Origin of the sequence: Streptomyces sp. B21-083, assembly GCF_036898825.1 — a bacterium.
In the GTDB taxonomy this organism is placed as follows: Bacteria; Actinomycetota; Actinomycetes; order Streptomycetales; family Streptomycetaceae; genus Streptomyces.
The window spans coordinates 783528-798242 of sequence record NZ_JARUND010000001.1; the positions used below are offsets into that span (position 1 = coordinate 783528).

Sequence of the window (14715 nt, forward strand, 5' to 3'; positions counted from 1 at the left end):
GGTCTCACCCGTCACAACGGCCTGAATTCCCGCCCCGTGCGGCGGCCCGCGCGGGCCCCGGGGAGAGCGGGGTTCCTGCCCACGCCGGGGCAGGACGCATTAGGGTGGAACACCAGTGACGCCCCTTGCTCACTGTGAGTGTTCACGACGGAGTGGCGGCGATGAGCCCGGTGTACCCGTTCGACGATGCCGCCACGGCGCGGGCCGTCGTCGACGAGCGGGGCGCACTGACCGGCTGGAACGAGGGCGCTCGACAACTGCTGGGCTGGTCGGCGGCCGAGATACTGGGCCGTCCCGCCGCTTCCCTCCTGGTCGCCGACGGCTCGGCCGGGCCCGACCGGCCGGCGGAGGACCTCTGGCACGGCACTCTCGCCCTGCGTCACCGCGACGGCCGGACGGTGTCCGCCTGGCTTCTCGCCCACCACCGGCCGACCCCGGACGGCGGCGGAGGCGACTGGCTCGTCGTCACCCCCCTGGCGAACGGTGCCCGGCCCGCGGCCGACGACCCGCTGATGCGGGCCGCGCTCGCCCAGGCGCCGTGTGCGACCGCCGTCTACGACGACCAGCTGCGGCTGCACGGTGTCAACCACGCCATGGCCGCTGTCATCGGGCTGCCGCCGACGCGCATCCGGGGGCTCAGAATCGCCGAGATAGGGGGCCGGGAGCGCAGCTCGGAGCTGGAGCTGCACATGCTCGACGTGCTGACCAGCGGCCGGGCGAAGGACGTCCAGACCTATCTGCGCACCGGCGGCGAGGATCACGCCCACGCCTGGCTGGCCAGAATCGCGCCCCTCAGGGACGCCGAGGGCCGGGTGCGGGGGGTCTGTCTCGCGGCCCACGACTTCACCGACCAGTACCTCGCCCGGGAGCGCCTCCAGCTGGTCAACGAGGCGAGCGTACGCATCGGCACCACCCTCGATGTCACCCGGACGGCGCAGGAGCTGGCGGACGTCTGCGTCCCGGCGCTCGCCGACTTCGTCAGCGTCGATCTGCTGGACCCGCCGCAGCACGGCGGCGACCACCGCCCGGCCGAACTGACGGCGCCCCTCAGCCTGCGCCGGGCCGCCCACCGGTCGATCATGCCGGGCAGCCCCGAAGCGGTGACCAAGGTGGGCCAACTGGACCGGTACCCCGTCTCCTCGCCCCAGGCCGACTCCCTCCTGGCGGCCCGCACCATCGTGGCGACCCTGCCCTCCGCCGCCGTCGAACAGTGGCTGGCCTGGGACAAGGCCCGCCTCGACCGGGTCAGGGAGCTCGGTATCCACTCCTCGATGTCCGTGCCGATCACGGCGCGCGGTACGACCCTCGGTGTCGCCGTACTGACCCGGTACCGACGGCCCGACCCGTTCACGGCCGACGACGCGCTGCTCGCCGAGGAGGTGACCGCCCGGGCCGCCGTCTGTATCGACAACGCCCGCCGGTTCTCCCGCGAACGTGAGACCGCTCTCGCCCTGCAACGCAGCCTGCTCCCCCGGACGCTGCCGCGCACCGCCGCCCTGGAAGCCGCCTCGCGTTACCTTCCGGCCGCACGGGCCGGGGTGGGCGGCGACTGGTTCGACGTGATCCCGCTGTCGGGGATGCGGGTCGCGATGGTCGTCGGGGACGTGGTCGGCCACGGCATCCAGGCCTCCGCCACGATGGGCCGGCTGCGTACCGCCGTGCGCACGCTCGCCGACATCGACCTCGCCCCGGACGAACTGCTCACCCACCTCGACGATCTCGTCGTACGGCTGTCCGCCGAGGCCGGCGGCGACGGCAACCCGGGCGAGGTCGGGGCGACCTGTCTGTACGCGGTCTACGACCCGGTGTCACGTCGCTGCACGCTGGCCCGCGCCGGGCATCCTCCGCCGGTCATCCTCACCCCGGGCGGCACTCCCCGGCAGGTGCGGCTGCCCGCCGGACCGCCGCTGGGTCTGGGCGGGCTGCCGTTCGAGTCCACGGAACTGGATCTGGCCGAGGGCACGGTCCTCGCCTTCTACACCGACGGGCTGATCGAGAGCCGCGAGCGGGATATCGACGCCGGCCACCGGATGCTGTGCGACGCGCTGGCGGCGTACGCGGACTCGCTCGACGAGACGTGCGACCGCATCCTGCACACCCTGCTCCCGCCGGGCGGCGCGGCGGACGACGTGGCACTGCTGCTGGCCCGCACCCAGGGCCTGCCCGCCTCCCGTGTCACGACGTGGGACATTCCGTCCGACCCGGCGCTCGTCGGGCCGATCCGCAAGCAGGTCGGCGAGCAGCTCGACGTGTGGGATCTGAGCGAGGCCTCGTTCACCACCGAGCTGGTGGTGAGCGAGCTGGTCACCAACGCGATCCGCTACGGCTCGCACCCCATCCGGCTGCGGCTCATCCATGACGCGGCCACCCTGATCTGCGAGGTCTCCGACAGCAGCCACACCGCCCCGCATCTGCGGCGCGCCAGGACCTTCGACGAGGGTGGCCGCGGTCTGCTGCTGGTCGCCCAGCTCACCGAGCGGTGGGGCAGCCGCCATACACCCGACGGCAAGACCATCTGGGCCGAGTTGTCCCTGACGGGCGAGATGTGAGTCCCGGCGGCCGCTGAGGACGCCTCGATACGGTGCCACGCGGGACTTTCGGGTGCCGGTCGTACCGGACACCCGTGACGGTGCACGGGACGCGGTACGCGCGGTGACCCCAGGAGGGTGGACACGGCGACCTTCCCGAGAGCGCCTGGGCGGGTCTGAGCTTCGCCGACCCGGAGCTCGGCGGGGCCGGGACGGTCACTCCGGAGGAGCTGCTGGTGACGCCGCCGGACGAGGGGGAGCAGCTGAAGGTGACCTGGGAGAAGGGTGTGATACCGGTCGACGGCGACGAGGCCTCGGTGTTCCTGACGGTCTTCGGTTCCGGCACCGGACCCTGACCCGGTCATCGGGCCCGCTGGCGGAACCTGCTTTCATGGACGGGTACCGACCCCCCTGTCCCGGAGGACCGAACCCTGAACGCCCCGTCCGCCGAGGCACTGTCCGTCGTCCTGCTCATCGCCGTCCTCGCCAGCGCCGTAGTCCGACCGTTCGGACTGCCGGAGGCGGTCGTGGCGGTCCCCGCCGCCGGGCTCGTGGTCCTCACCGGCGCCATCTCACCGGAGCACGCGTGGGAGGAGGCCGAGCGGCTCGGGCCGGTGGTCGGCTTCCTCGCGGCGGTGCTGGTGCTGGCCCACTTCTGTGATGTCGAGGGGCTCTTCCGGGCCTGCGGCGCGTGGATGGCCCGCTGGGCGAGGAACCGGCCGGGCCGGCTGCTGACCTCGGTGTTCGTGCTCGCCTCGGCGATCACGGCCGTACTGAGCCTGGACGCGACCATCGTGCTGCTCACGCCGGTGGTGTTCGCCACGGCCGCCCGGACGGGGGTCAGGCCCAAGCCGCACACCTACGCCTGCGCGCATCTGTCGAACACGGCGTCGCTGCTGCTGCCGGTCTCCAACCTCACCAACCTGCTGGCGTTCAGCGCGAGCGGTCTGAGCTTCACCCGGTTCGCCGCGCTGATGGCGCTGCCCTGGCTGGTCGCGATCGGCGCCGAGTACCTGGTGTTCCGGCGCTTCTTCGCCGCCGACCTGGCCGGGACGACGCCGGACCCGTCACCCGTGGACACGGGCACGGCGGACACGCCCGCGCTTCCGCTGTTCGCCCTCGTCACCGTGGCGTGCACACTGGCCGGGTTCGTCGTGGCCTCCGCGCTGGGCATCGATCCCGCGTGGGCCGCGCTCGCGGGTGCGCTCGTGCTCGCCGGACGCGCGCTGATACGACGGCAGGCCACCCCGGTGACGGTGCTGCGGGCCACGGCGCCCGGCTTCCTCGCGTTCGTGCTGGCGCTGGGCATCGTCGTCCGCGCGGTCGTGGACAACGGGCTCGCGGACGCGCTCGGCCGGGTGCTGCCCGAGGGGACGGGAGTGGCCGCGCTGCTCGGGATCGCCGCGCTGGCCGCCGTACTCGCCAATCTGATCAACAACCTGCCCGCGGTGCTCGTGCTGCTGCCGCTGACCGCCACGGCCGGTCCCGGTGCGGTGCTCGCTGTGCTGCTCGGAGTGAACATCGGTCCGAACCTGACGTACGCCGGATCACTGGCGACCCTGCTGTGGCGGCGCATCGTGCACCAGCACGAACACTACGTCGGGATCAAGGAGTTCACCCGGCTCGGACTGATCTCCGTGCCGGCCGCGCTGATCCCGGCCGTGGTGGCGTTGTGGGGTTCGCTTCTCGTCCTCGGGGGCTGAGAGGGGGCCGGGACCCGGTCGTCAGCGGGGTCCCCAGCCGCCGTACGCGCCGCCGTAGCCGTAGGGGTAGGGGTTGCCGCTGGTGTTTCCGTACGGGTTGTTTCCGTATGGGTTGTTCCCATACGGGTTGTTTCCGCAGTTGTAGTACCCGTAGGAGTAGCAGGGCGTGTTCGGCGGGTTCGAGGCCGAAGGTGTCTGCGTGGTCGCCGACGGTGTCGCGGTCGGCTCGGCCGACGTGGACGTGGGGGCCGGGGTCGTGGCCGGCTCGGGGCTCTTCTTGACGACCGGGGGTCTCGAATCGGTGGCCGCGTCCCAGTTGACGGCCTCCATCTGGAGCGAGGGCGCCGAGGAGTCGAAGACCCAGTGCTGGTCGGCGACCTCCGCGCGCGGCTTCAGGACCAGCGGCGCCTCGCCCCTGGCGGTGGCGGGCGTCAGCGCCAGCTCCTGGTCCCAGCGCGGGACGAGGGTGCCCTGGAGGGTGAAGTCGTAGCGCACGTTCTTGGTGCCGGGCTGGGAGACGCCCGTGCACGGGGCGAGCTGGACCGAGTAGCCGAGGTGCGAGTCGAGGCAGAGGTCCGGGGCGGCGGCGTTGCGCAGCAGGCCGTCGGTCTCGTACGTCCACTCCTGGCCGGTCGCCGCCGAGCAGGTGGTCAGCTCGGTCTCCGCGCCCTTGACGGCCTTGCCGCCGACGATGCCTATGCACAGTTTGGACTCGACGTTGTGCAGCCGGCCGCGCAGGGCGCCCTTCGTGGTCTCCCCCGAGCCGACCCACGAGGGGTCGCTGTCGGACGCGCCGGAGCCGTTGGTGGCGGTGTCCGAGGGGTTGGTCCCGGCGGTCTGGCCCTCGTCGTCGTCCGAACCCAGGACGGACCACAGGACCAGCGGGACGAGGACCAGCGCGCTCACGGTCGCCGCGGCCAGGACACGGTTGCGGCGGCGGACGGCACGCCGGGCCGCCTTGTGCGCGGACCGGTGCGATCCGGGGCGGACAGCCAGCTCGGTGGTGACGGGCGGGTTCGCGGGCATGGGCGGAGCCTGGGCCAGGACACGCGGGACCGGGAGCACGCTCTCGACGGTGGCGATCTCGATGACCGGAGCCTGGTCGACCTCCACGATGGCGCTCTCCGCGGCGCGGCCCGGGCGGGACTCCAGATAGGCGCGCGCGCCCCAGCCGAGGACTCCCTCGGCCAGCGCGAGGGCGAGGTCACCGTTGAACTGGTTCAGCTGGTCGGCCGCGTACCGGCAGGGCTTGCAGTCGGCGAGGTGCCTGGCGAGGTCGGGGTCGACATCGAAGCTGCGGCGCCGGCAGGTGACGTCGATCAGCCGGATGTAGCGGCGGCACTCCTCCTGCTGCACGACCTCGCGGTGGACGTGCAGGCACTCCTCGCGCAGGCGTCCGCGGGCCCGGCCGAGTTCCACGGCGGCGTCCGTCACGCTCAGGCCCAGCAGTCCGGCGGGTATCTCCAGCGGTTCGGCCTCGACCTCCGCGTGCCAGAGCAGGCAGCGCGCGGACTGCGGGAGGTTCTGGAACGCCCTGGAGAGCAGCCGCCGGTCGGGGGCGGGCAGCAGCCGGGCGGCGACCCGGTTTCCGCCGGTCGTGGAGCGCAGTTCGGGGTGGAGCATTTCGTGCCGGTGGTCGCCCTCCCACTCCGCCGCCAGTCGGCGCACGGTGACCAGGAGGTGGGGCCGCCACGCGGAGGTGGGGCCGCTCTGACGCAGGGATTCCCCGAAGAGGCGGGTGAACGCGGCCGTGGTGAGCATTCCGGCGGGACGCGGGCCGCTGGTGCACAGACGGGCATAGGCGAAGGCCGCTTCCCAGTGCCGGTCGAGCAGTTCACCCACGGGATGGAGCGCGGGCGTCGTCCCCGTCCACTTCTTCAGCTCCGCGCTCAGTGCGACATCCGAGGCGTCGTACGCGGGAGCCGGGGTAGGGGAATTCGACAGGCCTGCGTCTTTCACGTCTGTATTCCTCCACGGACAACGCGGGTTTTAGTCCATACCTAGGGGTATGTGACCCTGCCGACGAAACGACAGGATCCGACCAAACGGGGAATCGGCATCGCGAACACCCGTGGCAGACAGCTCTTTTGGAGCGGGGAGTCAGCGGGGGCGTCGCGTACGTGCAGAGGGAGAAAGATCGCCCGCACGCCGACGTGCACACCTTTGCACAGCTCATCGAGCCGTAACAAGAGATCACGCCGTTTTCCGCATTGCTCTGTGACCTAAAGCGGTTGACGGCGCGTCAATGGGATGCACCTTTTCGGATTGCCACTGTATCAACACCCTCATCGCAAACGGTATTCACTTCACTCAGGGACGTTTCACAACCATTGAGTCAGGCCCTCCGTCGATGGCGTAAAACCGCCCGCCCGCTGTGTCCTGTCCGCGCCCCTTGCGCGTTTTCGCAGCTCATGGTTCCGGGCGTGCGACCGCCGTCGCAACGGGTGCCGTCGTCACACCGGTTGACCGGTTCCTTCACATCTCCCGCCCACAGCCGCCTCGGAACCAATAGCGGGCGCGGTTTCGGCCGAACCCCGTCTGCACAGCGCCCGGTACGCGCCCGGCGGCGTCCCGTGACGCTCGCGGAACACCCGGTTGAAGTGGAAGGGACTGGCGAAACCGGAAGCGGCGGCGACGCGTTCCACCGGCAGGTCGGTGGCCTCCAGCAACCGGGCGGCATGGCTCAGCCGGGCCTCGCGCAGCGCCCGCATCGGGGACCGGCCGAGCTGCTCGGTGAACAGGTGCGCGAACCGCGAGGGAGAGAGAGCGACCCCCTCCGCGAGCGATCGGACGGTGTGCGGGGCGGCGGGGTCGGCGGCGATGAGGGCCTCCGCCCGGCTCACCCGCGCGTCGACTCCCGGCCGGTTCGGCAGGGTGCGGGCGGCTGCCGAGGCCAGCAGGACGATTTCCTCCAGGGAACAGAGGGCGAGCTCCCTGGCGGCGGCGCCGTGGGCGACGGCTGTCGGGCCGTCAGGCGTGGAGGGGGATGCGTAACCGGGCGGCTGTTCCGCGCTGCCCGGCCAGCGGGCGTCCGACAGCATGCGGGCGAACGCCGTCGCCATACGGTCGTGCGGGGTGCCCGGGACCGGGGCGACGACGTACATGCCGTCGCCGACCGCGTACGGGCTCAGCCAGGCCGTCCAGGAGGGGCGGGCCTGGCAGTGCGCCCACCAGAAGCGCCAGTGCCGGGCGCCCGGCCGGACCTGGTACCGGTGGGGCACACCGGGGCCGAGGACGACCAGGTCCCCGGCGCCGGCCCGCGACCCGGCCGCGCCCTGGGTCAGCAGACCGTGGCCGTCCGTCGTCCAGGTGAACAGCCAACTGTCGGCGCCCTGGGGCCTGTTGACGGCGTAACCGGGCCCCTCGTCGTAGCGCCCGACGGTCACCAGACCGGGCGGCGGTGCGGAGACAGCGGTCTCGGGCAATCGGCCAGCGTTCACGGGCATCCTTCCCAGGGGCGGCGAACCCTAGTGTGGCGGCTGGTGACAGCGGACCGAAGGAGTGGACGATGACAGTCACAGGCATTGAAGCCGCCGACGCTTCCATCCTGCCTGAGGAGGAGCGCCGACGGTTCGAGGAGGACGGATTCACCGTCGTGCGGAGCCTGTTCGGGGATGACGAGATCGCCGCGCTCCGCGCCGGGTTCGCGGCGCTGCACGCGGCCGGTCCGGTGCCGGGGCATTTCGAGCCGCGCCCGTCCGGGCAGGACGGGCGCCCGGCCGACCCGCTGGACGCGTATCCGCGGGTGATGCAGCCGCACGAGTTCCACGGGCCGTCGCTCGGCTGGCTGCTGGATCCCCGGCTGAGGGCCGTCCTCGAAGTGCTGCTCGGCGAGGAGGTGCTGGCCGCGCAGAGCATGTTCTATTTCAAGCCGCCGGGTGCGCGGGGCCAGGCGCTGCATCAGGACAACTTCTTTCTGCGGGTCGAGCCGGGCACCTGTGTCGCCGCGTGGATCGCCTGCGAGACGATCGACCGGGAGAACGGCGGCCTGGAGGTCGTGCCGGGCACGCACCGCATGGACCTGTTCTGTCCGCAGGAGGCGGACGCCGGAGTGTCCTTCGCCCGGGAGTACGTGCCCCCGCCGCCCGGACTCACCCCGGTGCCGGTCGACATGGCCCCGGGTGATGTCCTGTTCTTCAACGGCAGCCTGGTGCACGGCTCGCAGCCCAACCGCAGCGCCGACCGGTTCCGCCGCTCCTTCATCGGGCACTACGTGGGCCGCTCGACGGAGCGCATCGGCGACTTCTACCGGACGATCTCCATGACCGGCGACCGGGTCCGGCTGCGCGAGAGCGAGGACGCGGGGCCGTGCGGTACGGAGTTCGGGCGGGCGTCCGCACCGCACTGACGGCGGCGCCGTCGCCCGATCACGGGCCCGGCGTCCCGTCCGGCTGCTCCGGCGACTCCGGCAGCGCGTCGCGGAGTTGGGCGCGGCCCGTGACGCCGAGCTTGGGGAAGATGCGGTAGAGGTGGAAGCCGACCGTGCGGGGCGAGAGGAAGATGCGTTCGCCGATCTCCCGGTTGGTGAGGCCGGCCGCGGCCAGCCGGGCGATCTGGAGCTGCTGCGGGGTGAGTTCGGCGAGGACGTCACGCGGCGCGGTGCTGGTGGGGGTGACGCCGGCGGCCCGCAGTTCGGCTCGGGCTCGCTCGGTCCAGGGGCGGGCGCCGACCCGTTCGAAGGCGACGAGGGCGGCGGTGAGGTGGGGGCGCGCCTCCACCGAGCGGCGTCTGCGGCGCAGCCACTCCGCGTAGTCGAGTCGGACCAACGCCCGCTCGAACAGCCACTGTTCGCCGTCCGGGTCGGCGAGCGCCGCGATGAAGTGCTCCTCCGCCTCGTCCCCTTCGCTCAGCAGGGCGTCCGCCCGGTGCAGTACGGCGGCCAGCCGGGCGGAGACCCCGCCGGCCGCGAGGCGACGCCGGGTCGCGTCGACGATCCGGTGTGCCTCGTCGGCGCGGCCGGTGCGTACGGCCGCTGCCGTGAGGTCGGCCAGGTAGTAGTGGGAGGCGTGGAAGTGCACCGGCTCGGGCTCGGCGTCCTGGGTGTAGACGGCCCGGAAGCGGCTGTAGGCGCCGGCGTGGTCACCTTCGGCGAGGGCGGCGGCGCCGAGGGCGTAGTGCGTCCGGACCTGCAGGCTGCGGGAGTTGGGCAGATCGATGCCGTGGATGGCGCGTTGCACGGCGGCGCGGGCCGCCTCGGTGTCACCGCGCAGGGCGAGGATGGTGGCGCCGACGACGGGCGAGCCGGCCGCCACGATCTCCAGGCCGGCCTCGGCGGCCGTCCGGTACGACTCGTCGAAGATCGTGCGGGCCCGGGTCCAGGAGCCGCTCTCGTACAGGGCGAGCGCGAGGGCGTTGGCGACGGTCGCGTTGGCGCCGGCCGTCGGGGAACGCCGCAGATGGTCGAGGGCGGCGCCGAGCAGGCGGACGGCCTCGGCGGTCTCGTCGAGGACCCAGGCGGCGGCGCCCACGACGACCAGCCGGGACAGTCTGCGGTCCGGTGCGGTCGCCTCGGAGTGCCCGGGCGGGGGCTCGATCCAGTCGGTGCTCCTGAGCAGCGCGAGGGCCTGCTCTCGGTGGCGTGCGGGGTCGCAGCCGGCCAGCGCCCACGCTCGTCCGCTCTCGTCGTCCTGGGGCGGAACGCGTTCGGTGATCCGCTGGATGCGCTCGCGGAACGAGGGGTCCCCGGAGTGGTAGGCGGGGGTGGTGGCCGTGCTGAGGGCGTCGAGGGTGAGGTCCGGACGGGTCTCGACGGCGGCCTCGGCGACCGGCAGCAGGAAGCCGAGCGAGTCCTCGAAGCGGGTGGTCACGGCGAGCGCCCAGCCGGCCCGGAGCGAGGCCTCGGCGAGGACGGCCGGGTCGTCGGTGAGGGTGAGGACATGGGTGGCCAGCTCGCTGACCCAGCGTGGGTGTCCGGCGTGCATGGCCAGGGTCGCGGCCCGGACCAGGCGTCTGGAGCGGACGTCGGGGTCGGGACTGAGCCGGGCCGCCCGTTCGAGGGCGGCGGCCGCGGCCGCGTAACCGCCCCGGCGTTGTGCGCGGCCCGCGCTGTCCTCCAGTCCCTGGGCGGCCTGTTCGTCGACGCCGAAGACGGCGGCTGCCCGGTGCCAGGCGCGCCGGTCCGGGTCACCGGCGAGGACGTCTGCCAGGGCGATGTGGGCGGCGTGGCGCTCCGCGTAGCTCGCGGACTGGTAGACGGCGGAGCGGATCAGCGGGTGCCGGAAGTGGAGCCGCCCGTCGTCGATGCGGACGAGGCCCGCGCGTTCCGCGGGCCGCCAGTCGGCGGGGTCCGCGGTGTCCCCGGCGGCGGAGAGGATGACGGGCAGTTCGGCCGTCTCGGCGGCCGCCGCGAGGAGCAGCAACCGGCGGGTGGGCGCGGGCAGTTCGGGCAGTTCGGCGGCGAAGATCGCCTCCAGCCGGTCGGTGAGGGGCAGCGCGTCGGTGACGCCGTTCTGGCCTGTGGCGGGGTCGCGGCTGACCGCCCGGGCGAGTTCGACGAGGGCGAGGGGGACGCCGGCGGCCTGGTCGAGGATGCGGGAGCGGGCGCGTCCGACGGGCGGTTCGGGCTGGAGGTCGAGGAGGCGTCCGGCGGCGGCCGGGGGCAGCGGCTCGACGGTCAACTGCCGCCTTTCGCGGGCGAACTGCGGGGGTACGGCGTTGTCCCGGGTGGCGAGCACCATCGCGACGGGCTCTCCTTCGAGGCGCCGGGCGACGAAGGCGAGGACGTCGAGGGTACCCACGTCGAGCCAGTGGGCGTCGTCGACGACGAGCAGCAGCGGCCCCCGGCTCGCCGCGTCGGAGAGCAGGGTGAGGGCGCCGAGCGAGGTGAGCAGCGGGTCGGGGGCGGCGTCCTCGGACTGCTCGGGGTCGAGCCCGAACACACCGAGCAGCGCGGCCCGTTGACGGACGGGCAGACCACCGGCGAGGTCCAGTACGGGCCGCAGCAGTTGGTGCAGTCCGGCGAACGGCAGCCCGGACTCGCCTTCGCAGCCTCGGCAGCGCAGGACGCGCAGTCCGGCCCGCAGAGCGGTACGGCCGACGGCGTCGAGCAGCACGCTCTTGCCCGCACCCGGCTGGCCGGTCACGACCAGGACGCTCGGCAGGGCTTCCGGGAGGTCGCCGGGTTCGGCCGCGGCCTCGTTCACCAGGTCGGCCAGCAGGGCGAGTTCGCGGTCGCGGCCGACGATCCACTCCGCGCCGGGGCGGGAGGGGCTCATTCGGCGGACCTGGCGGGGGCCGACGGGTGACGTAAGTCCGAGGGGTTGCGGTCTCCGATCATGTCCTGACAATAAACGGTGGGTTGGCTGTCGTCCGCCCTCGTAGAGGTCCGGGGCCGGTCCTCGGTTCAGGGCTGAAGGAGCAGGCTGAGTGTCGGCAGCGGTCCGCCGGGGAACTGCTGGAGGCGGCCCCCGTCAGCCAGTCGGCCCAGGTCGACGGCCGCCCAGCCGGCGTGTTCGACGAGCCGGGCGACCCGGTTGTTGGCGCCCGCGTGGTCGCCGGAGAGAAATATCACCCGGCGTCCGGCGGGTGTACGCGGATCGGCGCCGAGGACCGCAGGCGCCAGGGTGTTGAACGCCTTCACCAGCCGGGCGCCGGGCACCAGCCCGGCGACGACCTCGCTGGAGGGGCGTCCCTGGAGGTCGACGACCCGGAAGTCGGGTGGGCCCAGCGGATTGGTGGCGTCGATGACGACCCGTTCCTGCCAGTCGGACACATCGGCGGCCACCACCACATCGGTCAACTCCCGCCAGGGCACAGCGAGTACGACGATCTCCTCGCCGGCCGCCGCCGCCACGGTCGCCGGTGTGAGACCCGGCCCGATCGAGTCGGCGACCTCTCGCAGGGACCGGGGGCCCCGGCTGTCACTGAGGAGAACCTCCTCCCCGGCGGCCACGAAACGGACCGCGAGGGCCTGTCCGAGGGCTCCGGCGCCGATGATGCCGATACGCATGACATGCCTTCCCTGACCCGGCGAGAACGTGCGGACGAGGACGTCTCCTGAGCATGGCCGGGTGGTCGGACCGTGGGCTTCTGTCAAGTGACTGGGGCTGCGGCCGACGGTCCCCGCACGGACGTCCATTTGACTGCGGGCGGGCCGGACGCTTTGATCCTGACCGTGCCGGGCCGCGTGTCCGGCACGCAGAGGTGCGCCCAGCCGGTGGTGGACATGGTCCGAGTCCGGCCCGAGTCGCCAGGAACGCCACGGCGTCCGAGGCGGGGCCGCACCCGCGACCGATGGAGCGGACATGCCCGTCGAGGGTGTACCCCGCGTCAAAGGTCCCGGGACGGCCGCGGTCGTACTGGCGACCGTCTGCGCGGCCCTGTGGGGACTGACGGCGTGCGGTACCTCGCCGGAGCCGGATCAGGGGTCCGGGCCCGGCCCGACGGCCTCGCCCACCCCTTCGGCCGAGGTCCGGCTGCCGCCGCCGCACGCCGGCTTCGACTACCAGATCGGCGGCGCCTACCCGCCCCCGGCGGGCGTGCGCGTCGTCAGCCGCGACCGTACGGCGACTCCGGCAGCCGGTCTGTACAACGTCTGCTACGTCAACGCCTTCCAGGCTCAGCCCGGCGAGGAGGAGGCGTGGCCCGCCGATCTGCTGCTGCGGAACGCGAACGGCGAGGTCGTCGTCGACAAGGACTGGGACGAGGCGCTGCTCGACATCGGCACGACGGCGAAGCGGAAACGGATCGCGGCGCGGGTGAACAAGTGGACCGACGGCTGCGCGGACAAGGGCTTCGACGCGGTCGAGCCCGACAACTACGACAGCTACACCCGCTCCGACGACCTTCTCACCGCCGACGACGCCACCGCTTTCATCACCCTCCTCTCCCGGCACGCGCACGTCCGTGGGCTGGCCGTCGGCCAGAAGAACACCGTGGAGCTGGCCGGGCTCAGAAAGCGGACCGGACTGGACTTCGCGGTCGCGGAGGAGTGCGGCGAGTACGACGAGTGCGGGCAGTACGCGCAGGCGTTCGACGACCGGGTGCTCGTGATCGAGTACACCGACACCGGACTGCGCAAGGCCCGGGCGAGCTTCGGCGACCGGCTGAGCATCGTACGCAGGGATGTCGACGTGTCGACACCGGGCAGCGCGGGGTACGTCCGCAGGACCCGCTGACCCGGAACGGGGACACGGACATCCCGTGACGCATCACGGAGTGCCGAGCAGCTCCAGCCCCCGCGCCCACCCGAACTCCGGCCGCCCGCCGTCCTCCCGCACCTCTCCCGCGTACGGATCCGCGAACCGCACCCCCATTCCGCGCAGCCTTTCCACGCTCACCCGGTACGCGGGATGGGCGGCCAGCGCGTCACCCACGCACGGCAGGACGGCGATCGGCACCCCCAGCCCGTACGCCTCGCACAGGGTGCCCAGGGCGAGGGTGTCGGCGATGCCGGCGGCCCACTTGTTGACGGTGTTGAAGGTGGCGGGTGCGACGAGCACGGCGTCCGGCGCCGGAAAGGGCCGGGGATCACCCGGCCTGCGCCAGGCGGACCGGATCGGGCGTCCGGTCTGCGTCTCGACGGCGTCCGTGTCGAAGAACCCCGTGGCGAGGGGCGTCGCGATGACCCCGACCTCCCAGTTCCGTTCCTCGGCGGCAGTGATCAACTTGCTGACGTCGGAGGCGATTCCGGCGGCACAGACGACGACGTAGAGGAAGGGTTTCTGGGCCTGTGCGGGCGTCTCGGTCATCCGGAAACCCTAAATGAGTTGCCGGTAGGAGGGTCCGGACCCCAGGATCACGCCATGTCTACGATCGAAGCCCCCCGGCCGCTGTCCCCCGCCACCGCTCGTCCGGTGCGGGTCCGGCAGCAGCCCGGCCGCCCCTGGAGGCCCGTGCTTCCCCGGTCATGACGGCCGCGCTCGTCGCGGGGCTTCTCGCGGGGTACGGCATCGCCGTCCCGGTCGGAGCCGTCACGACCTATCTCGTCTCGCTCACCGCACGTACGTCCCTCAGGACCGGCGTCTGCGCGGCGCTCGGTATCGCCACCGCAGACGGTCTCTACGCCCTGCTCGCCGCGCTCGGGGGTACCGCCCTGGCCGGCGCCCTGCAGCCGGTGCTGGTGCCGCTGCGCTGGGCCTCGGCCGTGGTGCTGGCCGCGCTCGCGGTCAGGGGCGGGTTCGGCGCGCTGCGCCAGTACCGCGCCGGGGTCCTTTCCACCCGGGCCGACAGCACGCCGCCGAGTCCGGCGCGGGCGTTTCTCATGCTGGTCGGCATCACACTGCTCAACCCCACCACCGTGATCTACTTCGCCGCGCTGGTGCTCGGCAGCCGGGCCTCGGACGCCGTGTCCCCCTGGGAGCAGGGGGTGTTCGTGCTCGCGGCCTTCCTCGCCTCGGCCAGCTGGCAGGTACTGATCGCCTCCGGCGGCGCCTTGCTCGGCCGGGCGCTGACGGGCCGGCGCGGACGGCTGGTGACGGCCCTCGTGTCCAGTGCGGTGATCATGGCGCTGGCCGTGCGGATGGTGGTGTCGCCGGCGTGAGGGG

The 14715-nt window shown here is 72.8% G+C and carries 10 protein-coding genes; 5 read left to right on the forward strand and 5 right to left on the reverse strand.

From position 1 onward, the window contains the following. Positions 1-161 precede the first annotated feature (161 nt). Positions 162-2549 (forward strand): SpoIIE family protein phosphatase, encoded by a 2388-nt coding sequence (locus QA861_RS03530; protein ID WP_334586707.1) that lies wholly within the window; start codon positions 162-164, stop codon positions 2547-2549. 410 nt (positions 2550-2959) lie between these two features. Beyond that, the gene (locus tag QA861_RS03535; RefSeq protein WP_334590441.1) at positions 2960-4231 is read left to right on the forward strand and encodes an arsenic transporter; all 1272 of its coding nucleotides are present in this window, start codon (positions 2960-2962) and stop codon (positions 4229-4231) included. Positions 4232-4252: 21 nt separating this feature from the next. On the opposite strand, the gene QA861_RS03540 is transcribed toward QA861_RS03535, so the two are convergent. Together QA861_RS03540 and QA861_RS03545 are read right to left on the reverse strand one after the other, a co-directional pair. Then, a complete protein-coding gene (locus QA861_RS03540; RefSeq protein WP_334586708.1) occupies positions 4253-6190 on the reverse strand; it encodes a ricin-type beta-trefoil lectin domain protein in 1938 nt (645 codons plus the stop codon). Between the two features lie 494 nt (positions 6191-6684). Continuing rightward, positions 6685-7677 (reverse strand): helix-turn-helix domain-containing protein, encoded by a 993-nt coding sequence (locus tag QA861_RS03545; RefSeq protein ID WP_334586709.1) that lies wholly within the window; start codon positions 7675-7677, stop codon positions 6685-6687. Positions 7678-7739: 62 nt separating this feature from the next. Here QA861_RS03545 and QA861_RS03550 point away from each other — a divergent pair, with 62 nt between their 5' ends. Next, positions 7740-8579, forward strand: a complete 840-nt coding sequence (locus tag QA861_RS03550; protein ID WP_334586710.1) for a phytanoyl-CoA dioxygenase family protein — start codon at positions 7740-7742, stop codon at positions 8577-8579. A 19-nt stretch (positions 8580-8598) separates the two neighbouring features. On the opposite strand, the gene QA861_RS03555 is transcribed toward QA861_RS03550, so the two are convergent. Both QA861_RS03555 and QA861_RS03560 read right to left on the reverse strand, forming a co-directional pair. After that, positions 8599-11445: an ATP-binding protein gene (locus QA861_RS03555; protein ID WP_334586711.1), complete on the reverse strand. Its 2847-nt coding sequence runs from the start codon at positions 11443-11445 to the stop codon at positions 8599-8601. Positions 11446-11573: 128 nt separating this feature from the next. Continuing rightward, on the reverse strand, positions 11574-12179 hold the full coding sequence (locus QA861_RS03560; protein WP_334586712.1) for an NADPH-dependent F420 reductase: 606 nt from the start codon (positions 12177-12179) through the stop codon (positions 11574-11576). Positions 12180-12474: 295 nt separating this feature from the next. On the opposite strand from QA861_RS03560, the gene QA861_RS03565 reads away from it, so the two are divergent. Then, positions 12475-13347 (forward strand): endo alpha-1,4 polygalactosaminidase, encoded by an 873-nt coding sequence (locus tag QA861_RS03565; RefSeq protein ID WP_334586713.1) that lies wholly within the window; start codon positions 12475-12477, stop codon positions 13345-13347. Between the two features lie 33 nt (positions 13348-13380). Here QA861_RS03565 and QA861_RS03570 read toward each other — a convergent pair whose 3' ends face one another. Further along, positions 13381-13920: a flavoprotein gene (locus QA861_RS03570; RefSeq protein ID WP_334586714.1), complete on the reverse strand. Its 540-nt coding sequence runs from the start codon at positions 13918-13920 to the stop codon at positions 13381-13383. 158 nt (positions 13921-14078) lie between these two features. Here QA861_RS03570 and QA861_RS03575 point away from each other — a divergent pair, with 158 nt between their 5' ends. Next, positions 14079-14711: a LysE/ArgO family amino acid transporter gene (locus QA861_RS03575; protein WP_334586715.1), complete on the forward strand. Its 633-nt coding sequence runs from the start codon at positions 14079-14081 to the stop codon at positions 14709-14711. Positions 14712-14715: the final 4 nt, after the last annotated feature.